Source organism: Geobacillus sp. CAMR5420 (genome assembly GCF_000691465.1).
Taxonomy (GTDB): Bacteria; Bacillota; Bacilli; order Bacillales; family Anoxybacillaceae; genus Geobacillus; species Geobacillus thermoleovorans.
In genome coordinates this window covers 18,678-28,688 of record NZ_JHUS01000009.1, presented here as the reverse complement: position 1 = coordinate 28,688, position 10,011 = coordinate 18,678, and the positions used below count along the sequence as shown (strand labels likewise).

General features: G+C 44.4%; 9 protein-coding genes and 2 pseudogenes. 3 read left to right on the top strand and 8 right to left on the bottom strand.

The genetic code is table 11. The features are described from left to right. Window positions 1-355 precede the first annotated feature (355 nt). The gene (gene cas6 / locus DI44_RS14400) at window positions 356-1,102 is read right to left on the bottom strand and encodes a CRISPR-associated endoribonuclease Cas6 (RefSeq protein WP_033024587.1); all 747 of its coding nucleotides are present in this window, start codon (window positions 1,100-1,102) and stop codon (window positions 356-358) included. A 48-nt stretch (window positions 1,103-1,150) separates the two neighbouring features. Between cas6 and DI44_RS0116880 the strand changes: the two are divergent. Next, window positions 1,151-2,022, top strand: a pseudogene (locus DI44_RS0116880) (IS982 family transposase). 35 nt (window positions 2,023-2,057) lie between these two features. On the opposite strand, the pseudogene DI44_RS17705 reads toward DI44_RS0116880, so the two are convergent. From DI44_RS17705 to pxpB, 6 genes and pseudogenes are all read right to left on the bottom strand, one after another. After that, window positions 2,058-2,771: pseudogene (locus DI44_RS17705) on the bottom strand (purine/pyrimidine permease); the annotation flags it as partial. Window position 2,772: 1 nt separating this feature from the next. Beyond that, window positions 2,773-3,546, bottom strand: coding sequence for a putative hydro-lyase (locus tag DI44_RS14405; protein WP_241766360.1), 774 nt, complete (start codon window positions 3,544-3,546; stop codon window positions 2,773-2,775). Window positions 3,547-3,582: 36 nt separating this feature from the next. Next, window positions 3,583-4,773 (bottom strand): NRAMP family divalent metal transporter, encoded by a 1,191-nt coding sequence (locus tag DI44_RS14410; protein WP_033024581.1) that lies wholly within the window; start codon window positions 4,771-4,773, stop codon window positions 3,583-3,585. Window positions 4,774-4,802: 29 nt separating this feature from the next. Continuing rightward, on the bottom strand, window positions 4,803-5,573 hold the full coding sequence (gene pxpA, locus DI44_RS14415; protein WP_033024580.1) for a 5-oxoprolinase subunit PxpA: 771 nt from the start codon (window positions 5,571-5,573) through the stop codon (window positions 4,803-4,805). 1 nt (window position 5,574) lies between these two features. Further along, on the bottom strand, window positions 5,575-6,585 hold the full coding sequence (locus tag DI44_RS14420; RefSeq protein WP_033024579.1) for a biotin-dependent carboxyltransferase family protein: 1,011 nt from the start codon (window positions 6,583-6,585) through the stop codon (window positions 5,575-5,577). Beyond that, a complete protein-coding gene (gene pxpB / locus DI44_RS14425; RefSeq protein ID WP_033024578.1) occupies window positions 6,569-7,291 on the bottom strand; it encodes a 5-oxoprolinase subunit PxpB in 723 nt (240 codons plus the stop codon). Before pxpB ends, DI44_RS14420 begins: the two co-directional genes overlap by 17 nt. 178 nt (window positions 7,292-7,469) lie before the next feature. Between pxpB and DI44_RS19070 the strand changes: the two genes are divergently transcribed. Next, window positions 7,470-8,000, top strand: coding sequence for a winged helix-turn-helix domain-containing protein (locus DI44_RS19070; RefSeq protein ID WP_033024574.1), 531 nt, complete (start codon window positions 7,470-7,472; stop codon window positions 7,998-8,000). Window positions 8,001-8,020: 20 nt separating this feature from the next. Then, entirely contained in the window at window positions 8,021-8,527 is a 507-nt protein-coding gene (locus DI44_RS19065; RefSeq protein WP_241766359.1) for an IS630 family transposase, read from the top strand. A gap of 496 nt (window positions 8,528-9,023) precedes the next feature. Here DI44_RS19065 and DI44_RS14440 read toward each other — a convergent pair whose 3' ends face one another. Then, complete coding sequence (locus DI44_RS14440) at window positions 9,024-9,950, bottom strand: Rpn family recombination-promoting nuclease/putative transposase (RefSeq protein WP_033024571.1); 927 nt, start codon at window positions 9,948-9,950, stop codon at window positions 9,024-9,026. Between the last annotated feature and the right edge of the window lie 61 nt (window positions 9,951-10,011).

Here is a 10,011-nt window from a genome sequence, read left to right as displayed (position 1 = left end):
GTTCGCCGTTTTTTCTCTGGGCAGCTTCCTCTCGATTGGAAATCCGGGATGGCCGCTGCTTTGTTTGAGTATGCCCAAATTTATGGAAGGCGTATGTCTAATTTTGGATAATCAACACTCGTGATGGCACATATTCAATTTCAGTTTCAATCCCTCATAGGTACGATAAAAACCCCAAAAATGCTTGTCGCATCAAACATTTCGATCTAGCGCTGTTTTCAGAATACCACATTTCAAAAATTCTGTCAATAACCTTCAACCTCGATGGCTGTAAGTCTGAACCACCAAAAACCATTGTCGTCGATCCCCCGGGGTTTTGGCACGATTGGAGGTCGACGACAATCCCATGACTCGTTTATCCACTTTTGACGCGAAACATGCCAAATCCTTGTGAATTTCGGCCGCCTAGACCAACATGATATAAAAATGTCAACTGTTCTGGCGAAGAACAGAGGCGGTAATAGCCAAGCCATCCTGTAATATATATATTCTTGAACATCGTCACCACACGATGACGATGATGAACGTGAATCGGCTCGATCAACAGTCTTTCCGTCGGCGGAACACCGTAGTATGCTTCATATTTATGACGGAAATTCAATTCAATCAGGTGGGGGAACACCTCATCATCGGGATCAAAAAATTGCGTTTTCTTTCTTCCATCGAACGTTTCATATGTGCTATATACGGTCAATGGAGAGAGCATGACAATGTTTATTTCGTTTTCGCGTATGTCGATGTTCTCCATTTTGACACTTTTCACTTCGATCAACTGTCCGTAAAGCTCAATCTCTCTCTGCAACAAGAATCGCTGCCCAAGTTGTTGAGTCAGTTCTGGGAGAACGGTGTCGATATGCCATTGGAAATCCCCCAAAAAATGAATTGTTTTCCTTTCTCGATTCACTTGATGCGTTCCAAATAAACGGCTAAATGTGAAGAGTTTAAATGACCGTTTCCCGTGACGGAATCCTTTGTCATGCAAAAACGCGGCTAATTGTTCATTCTCTAACGAACGGTACAATAATCCTTGCAACAAATGCTGATAATGCAACGGCAAGGAAACCGTCCCTTGCCGTCCGCTCATGGTCACTGTCAATCTCATATTTTATCCTGCCCTTCCTTGTTGAGTGCCGTCCTTTGCCCTTATAAAATAAATTCGTCTCCACTTACTACAGATCGAGCCAAGATTCAAAAGCAATATGCTGCCATTTTCTTTTTTGTCTCTGCCCAACTGTCATCGATTCAGATGTACCTACAGCGCCGCAACCGCCATTTGGTCAAACAGGAAGACGCCGTAGTCATCGCGATTCATCTTTTAGGAAAGTTGCTCGGTTTTACTTCCGAACGGGCATGGCATCGTTTTGTCACGGGAAATTTGTTCACAAACGGCTCGTTTCTCGAACGTTCCCGGTATAACCGCGCTGCCGGGCGCTTGGCTTCGCTATCAAATGGATCGCCATCGTGAGCAAAACGCGGCCAACATCATGCTATGCCGTCGGTCGACAGCTTGCCGCTCCCGTTGTGCCATACCGCAAGAATGCATCGCGTCAAACGATTTCAAGAGATCGCCGACATCGGGTATTGCGCTTCCAAACAGCAATGGTACTATGGGTTGAAGCTGCACCTTCAAGTGACCGATCAAGGGTTGCCCATGGGCTATGTGGTAACGGAAGCATCTTGCCACGATCGAATCGCAGCCGAAAGCGTGATGACCCAAATTCCTCATCCCTAAACTTTGGGGACAAAGGATTCATTAGCCGTGACTTGCAAAAAAGGCTGTACGAAGAATACCAAATGGCGCTTTGGACTCCGTCTCGAAAAAACCAGAAACATTGCTGGTCCGAAGCATAGGAGAAATGGATCCAACAAAAACGCAAAGTGATCGAGACGGTGTTCTCGGTTCTGGTTGACCAATACCGGATCACAGGGATCCGAGCAAATTCCATGATCGGAGTTGAAGTGGCACTCGATGGCATCTTGTTGGCGTATTCCCTGGTCACACTAGGGCTAGTTGAGCGCTGACGCTCAACTAGCACCACGGGTAATAATAAAGTCACAAATATCGAAGTCACAATAACCCCCGAATCTGCTTTCGGCATTCCCCACGCAAGTACTTTTGGGATTTGAATCCATTTATCCAATTCAAATTCATGCGGTTCCGTCAGCTTGAATAAGGAAAACAGTCCCCATCCAATTAACATTCCAAATAATACAGAATAGCTACTGACCCATTTTAAGCGGCTTTTAGAAAAAAGAATGGTGATGACCGCCGTAAATATGGCAGTAACAGATACTCTCCAATCTATTCCAGGTCCCTTGTAGTCAACCCCTAATATCCCTTTGACAAATGAGCCGCTGATTTGGGCTACTAATAAAATAAAATAAGTGCCAGTGACGATAGGAGTAAAAAGATTTTTAACATATTGAATGATGTTGAAAACACTTAACAAAATGAACAAGAGGCCGCTGATCGTAAGACCAAGCTCAATACTTTGTAAAACATCATCAGTTCCATCATTTGTTCCATTTAAACCTAAAAAAACGAGGAAAACTCCCCACCATAAAACAGCAGGGCCTTCCGCAATAGGCATTCGGTGGCCAAAAACACTTTGAATGATCGAAACAAAACCGATGACGAAAAAAGTTCTTTGTACAAAACCCGCTATTTCCCTTAGAGAAAGCCCGAAAGCCTCACCGATGGCTAACGGGGCGACCACACTCCCTGCTAAAATGAAAATGAACCATTGAATTGACGAAAATGTCAATTTCATGTTATAAAACTCCAAACTGTTCATCACGTAAATCGGTAATAAACATATGTCCTGGAGCATGGGTAATCATGATCTCCGGCTTCACTAGCATCGCGACCGCTTGAGGAGTAACTCCGCAAGCCCAAAACACAGGAATTTCTCCTTCCCGTATCGTCACAGGATCACCGAAATCAGGCTTATGAATATCCTTAATTCCAATACGATCCGGATTGCCTATGTGAATAGGGGCTCCGTGAACAGAAGGGAAACGGCTTGTCACTTGGACCGCCCTTACGACATCTTTCTCTGGAATAGGGCGCATACTGACAACCATTGGCCCTTCAAACCGTCCTGCTTTTACGCATGGAATATTAGTTTTATACATCGGAACATTGCGATTTTCTTCAATATGGCGGACGGGAATGCCGTTATTGATCAAAGCATACTCAAACGTAAAACTGCATCCTATTAGAAACCCGACCATACTTTCATTCCAAAGATCGAGAATATCTGTTCTTTCTTCTGTTAATTCACCATTTCGGTAAATTCGGTACTTTGGAAGATCCACGCGCAAATCAGCTTCCGGTGCCACTAAAGTAGGAACCCATGATCCAGGTTCAGTCACATCTAATACAGGACACGGTTTAGGATTGCGTTGGCAAAATAAAAGAAATTCAAACGCCAATTCTTTTGGCAAAACTACTAAATTAGCTTGAGTGTAGCCATTGGCTACACCCGCTGTTGGTTTCATCCACTCATTATTTCGTATCATTTCCCGAGCCTCCGCAGGACTCATTGTCGCAACAGAAGGCATCATGATCCCCCTCTATTCTTATTCAAATAGTTTTGGTATACCATCAATTAAAGAGTAAACACCCATATAAGCCATAGCGATCACAATAATAACGCCAAAAATGGTCATCCATAATGGATGTTTGTAATCTCCGACAATTTTTGTTCTGTATGCCGCCACTAACATCACGCCTAAAGAAATTGGTAAGATCAGACCGTTTAATGAGCCTACTAAAATTAAGATTTTTACTGGTCTTCCGACTAAAACGAAAACTAACGTTGAAATGGCAATGAATCCGATAATAATCCGCTTGTGGTACTTTTCCAAAATTGGATGAAATGTACGAATAAATGAGACCGATGTATACGCGGCGCCTACAACGGAAGTAATGGCTGCTGCCCACATAACCACTCCGAATATTTTGTAACCAATATTGCCTGCAGCTAATTTAAATACGGATGCCGGAGGGTTAGAAGGATCAAGGGTTAACCCTTGCGCGACAATACCTAAAGATGCCAAAAATAAGAAAATTCGCATGATAGATGCAATACCGATTCCTGAAATCGAACTACGGGTCACCTCAGGAAGTGCTTCCTTTCCTTTTATTCCAGCATCTAATAAGCGGTGCCCGCCCGCAAACGTAATATATCCTCCAACCGTTCCGCCAACAAGTGTAACAATAGCAAGAACATCGATCGTATCTGGAACAAAGGTTTTTACCACTGCTTCTCCGATAGGGGGCTTAGCTGTAAACATCACATATAACGTTAGAGCAATCATGACAAAACCCATCAATTGAGCGAAGCGGTCCATCATTTTTCCAGCTTCCCGTACGATAAAAATAGCGATCGCGACGATCCCGCTCAATAATGCCCCCATTTCAGGTGAAAGCCCGAATAATACATTGATCCCTAATCCAGCACCAGCAATGTTTCCAATGTTAAATGCAAGACCGCCGGCTACAATAAGTGCAGCAAGAAAATATCCCAATCCCGGCAATACTTCGTTGGCAATATCTTGAGCTCTTTTTTCTGCGACCGCCATAATGCGCCAAATGTTCATTTGTGCTCCAATATCAATAATTATGGACATTAAAATAACAAATCCGAAGCTTGCTGCAAGCGCTTGTGTGAAGTGCGTCGTTTGTGTCAAAAATCCAGGACCGATGGCCGAAGTAGCCATCAAAAACGCCGCACCTAAAAGTACACTTATATTCTTTTTTTGCTGCATTTTCTATCCCCCTAAGAACCTATGAATCTTTATTTTAGAAAATCACCAAGTTTTGTAACTGTAATATTGGCTTCCTTCAACGCTTTACGTATGTATTTTGCAAAGTCTAATGCATGTTCCCCATCTCCGTGTATGCAGATCGTATCAGCTTGAATCGATACATCTTTCCCTTGAAGAGATGTAACTTTCCCTTCTTTTACCATACGAATAACTTGCTGGCAAGCTACGTCATGGTCTTTGATGAGAGCATTCGCTTCCCGTCTTGATGTTAAGGACCCATCCTCTTGGTAAGTGCGGTCAGAGAACACTTCACTAGCGGTTTTAAGACCGATTTTTTTTCCCGCTTTGACAAGCTCTCCACCCGCTAGTCCTAACAAGATTAATTCCGGATCTACTTTATAAACCGCTTCTGCAATGGCTTGAGCAATCGCAGCGTTTTTAGCGGCAATATTATATAATGCTCCATGCGGCTTTACATGCTGAAGCTTTCCACCTTCAGATTTTACAAATGCATATAAGGCGCCAATTTGATAAACAACAATCTCGTAAGCTTCCTGAGGAGTAATATCGATGTTTCTTCTACCAAATCCCACTAAATCTTGAAATCCGGGATGAGCGCCAATTCCGACGTTTTTTTCAAGGGCTAAACGGACTGTTTTCCTCATCGTTGACGGATCGCCCGCATGGAAACCACAAGCGATATTGGCTGATGTAACATAATCTAAAATTTCTTCGTCTCTCCCCATTTTATAAGCACCAAAGCTCTCTCCCATATCACAGTTCAAATCGACAACATGCATGTTACATTTCTCCTTTCCATTTTATTGATAATGCTCGTTTCAGTTGTTGGATCTCTCTTTCTCTTTCTAAATAAAGTCTTTGTGCTTCTTCATGAGAAACTTCAACAAACTTTATTTTGTCACCCGGTTTTAATTGGGCGATGTATGGTAAATCCACGGTGGCAACTTGTCCGATTTTCGGATAACCGCCTGTCGTTTGCCGGTCAGCTAGAAGCACAATCGGATTTCCATCAGGCGGAACCTGAATGGTACCAAAATTTACGGCTTCCGAAATCATTTCTTCCGCGGATGTTAACGACAAAATGGGGCCTTTCAAACGATATCCCATCCGGTCGGATTGGGTTGTAATTTCAAATGGTTCACGAAAAAAACTTTTTTGACTTTCTTTTGAAAATAAATGGTATTGTCTCCCTTTTATTACCCGAATGGAAGGGATTTTATTAGAAATGGGAATAAATTCAGCAGATACCGACCATTTCGTCCCTACAAACTTTCGATCTCCTAGTTTTGAAGAAAAATCATGGATCATTCGGATAGATCGATTATTAGGGGGAGATAATTTTAATTCGTCCCCGGCTTGTAATGGACGTCCTTTAAATCCGCCGATGCCCGCTCTAAGGTAGGTGGATGCACTCCCCATTACACGCGGAACATCGAATCCTCCCGCAACAGCTAGATAGCTTCGGCAGCCTGCTTTACATTGTCCAAAACGAAGCTGACTACCTTTCTTTACAAAAACCGGCCGCCATAACGGAACAAATTTTCCATCAATAGAAGGTGATAAATCTCCCCCGCAAATGGATATTAGTATATCCCTTTCAAATTCAATAACAGGACCAACCATCGTTATTTCTAAAGTAGGGGCATTTTCTTCGTTACCCACTAATAGATTTGCAATTCTGTGTGAAAGTGAGTCCATTACCCCGCTTACAATCACTCCAAATTTTTGAAAACCGTATCTTCCTAAATCCTGAATGGTCGTAAGGAGGCCCGGCTTAATGATTTTTATCACTGTCGTCCTCCTTCCATTGTTCGTATTCTTCTGTAGTGATGGGTATAAATCGGATTTTATCCCCCGCCTTTAATAAGCTAGGGGATTCGTCATCAGGACGAAACAGCTTTAACGGTGTTCGGCCAATAAGCTGCCATCCCCCTGGCGTTTCGATCGGATAAATACCGGTCTGTTTACCAGCAATGCCAACAGAACCCGCAGGAATTTTTAATCGCGGAGATTCTCTTCGCGGTGTGGCAATTTTCTCCGACATGCCTCCTATGTATGGAAATCCAGGGGCAAATCCGATCATATACACTAAATAATCACCGCTGGAATGGATATGAATGACTTCTTCAGGCGTGAGGCCATTATATTCCGCAACATATTCCAAATCAGGACCTAGCTCTCCTCCGTAACAAACCGGAATCTCCACGATCCTTTCAGATGAAAATTCACCGATCTTAAGCGATTCCAATAAGGGTTTTAATTGCCCGCAAACGTAATCATACGGGAGTGTATAAGAGCTAAAATCCGAAATCTTTAACGGATCATAAAACACAGTTACTGTTGTAAATGCAGGAACATATTCGATCATCCACTCGAATGGCTGTTCATCAAACAAGGTTGTAACCATGTTTACCTTTTGATGAGTCTCTAAATTAATATCTTCGCCCAGTTCAATTATTACTGCGTTATCACCCAATGGATGAAAACGATAGTCCATTTTTACAACTCCTAACCATTTTCGAAAATAAGCAAAATCTTATTTTTTATATTAACATTTATTAATTTTTACATAATTCTATATACATGCTCATTGAAAAGTTAACCTTCGCATAAGCGGTGCCCACTCTGGTTATACTGCTCCTAAGGAAAAGCATGGGAAAGGAGCGGAATTCTGCATGAAACGTCTCAAAATCACCAACGATCACGGATGGACACCTCGGACACTTCGCAAACAGGAACGGAAAATCAAAAACACCCTTCTTCGCCAACGTGTGATGGCCGTCCGCCTGGTCATGGAAGGCTATTTGGGCAAAGACGTGGCCTCCATGGTCAACGTGTGCCGCCAAACCGTTTCCCATTATGTGTCGCTGTTTAACGAAGGGGGCCTGGAACTCCTGCTTCATCGGGATTTTGCCCCTGGGCGAGAGCCGTTTCTCACCGAAGAACAGCAGGAAGAGATCAAACACCTTGTGTTGACCACGACACCCGCGGAGCTGGGCTGGGACATCGCTTCGGCGTGGAATACGAAGATCCTTCAATCCTATGTACACCACCATTATGGCATCTCCATGTCCCGCGAAGCCTTGCGAAAACTCTTGCATCGAAAAGGGCTTTCGTGGACCCGGCCGACTTACACGTTGGCGAAAGGAGATCCGGATCGGCAAAAACACTTCGAAAAACAAATGGATCTAATAAAAAAAACTTAATCGATCCAGATTCCGTCCTGTTGTACATCGATGAAACGCATATCCGATCGTATCATGTGTTGCGTACGACATGGTCAGAGGTTGGCCGTCAAAAGCAAGTGCCGACGTTCGGCCATCATGCTCACGTATCGCTGTTTGACGCCGTTAACGTCCATGATGGCGAAACAGTTCTTTATCAAGCAGGAGCGGCCAATGCGACAACGTTTTTGGATTTCCTGCGGGTTCTCAAAGAGCGTTACCCGGATCGTCTCATCGTCTTGGTGCTGGATAACGCCCGAATTCATCATGCCAAAACGGTGAGAGAGTTTTTGCGGGAAGAAGGACGGAGTTTTCACTTCATTTACCTTCCTCCGTATTCTCCGCAACTGAACCCGATCGAACGCTTGTGGAAATGGCTGAAAGACACTGTCATTGCCAATGTGTTTCACAAAGATCAAAACGATATCGCCCAAGCCATTGCCCGGTTTGTGGACTACATCCACGAACGCCCTAAGGAAGTGCTACAACGCCTAGGGTGTGCAGTGTAATCCAGAAGTTAACTTTTCAAGGTGCATCTATATAGCACCACGGGTAACACAAATATTTTGGTACACCGGCACAGGTCTCATCCCTTGTAGGTACGATAAAAACGCTGTTGTTATACGGCAGAAAACTGCCTTTTTTCGGTTTCAATCCCTCATAGGTGCGATAAAAACTGTCAACGTCTCGGAATTCCTTATCACTATTTCCAAGTTTCAATCCCTCATAGGTACGATAAAAACGGACGAAAATTTCTTGCCCGCGATACTCATGCAAGGTTTCAATCCCTCATAGGTACGATAAAAACCCCACACAATGCGCATAAAATCAAGCTTTTCCCCTTTTGGCTGTTTTCAGAATATCACGTTTCAAATATTCTGTCAATATCGTTCAGCCGTGTTGGCTGTAGGATTTTGGCGCAAAAGAACATTGTCGTCGATCCCCCGGGGTTTTGGCACGATTTGGGGTCGACGACAATGTGGGGCTTGACGGCGAAGAGCCGTCTCACCCCTTCATCCTTTCAATCTTCTCCATCGGCAGTCCGGTCAGTTCGTGGATCGTGTCGACATCATACCCTTTCGCCAGCATTCTCTTCACCACGTCGAGCTTCCCTTCCTCAATCCCTTGTTGGCGCCCTTGTTTAATACCTTGTTTGATCCCTTGTTTGACCCCTTGTTCGATTCCCTTCTCGATTCCCTTTTCCATTCCCCGCTGTTCGTACGAGACGATGAGCTCCATCACTTGCTTCGCCTCCTTCGTCTCCATTTGGCTCACCTCGTTTCGCAGTTTGACTTCCTCCTCTTCGGACAACCGCAAATACGTTTCAAAAAAACCGAACAACAGCCGCTGTTTCGCCTCATCGAGCTCAAGGCGGACGAGCATGCGCAAAAATTCTTTTTTCACTTCGACCTTTTCTTCTTCATTATACCCCATTTTGCTTAACAAGGCAGCGGCGACGGGATTGTCATGGCGGATGTACGCGCGCCACGGCAGTTTGCGCAGCTCCACCGTCAAGTAACGAAAATCGAGAACGGTCAAGAACGGAAACTGGACGACCAATGAGGAAGGTTCATCGTGGTGTTCATCATAGCTGAAGATGGCGATCGGAACAATACGGCGGCGGTATTTTTGAAACAAGCGGCTGAAGTAGAGGAACATTCGCTCGGGGAAGGTCCGCTGTGCGTAGCTTTGGTGTTCGACATGAACAATGACGAGCCCATCTTCCCCTTTCATCTTCGTTTCCACCAACAAATCGACGCGGTGCTTCTCTCCGGCCGTCACGTCGGTAAACAGTTCTTCTGTGAGGAAAGAAAGGCGGTGAACGTCGATGTGCTCGTACACGTTGGGAAAGAAAAGAAGCAAAAACTCTTCGAAAAACGTCGACAGCAGCTCTTTGAACAACCGGTCGTGATCGATTCGCTGTTTGGCCACGTTTCCCCTCCTTGCGACATGGAATTCACGATATGTATTCGCTCTACGCGACGCAATTCCT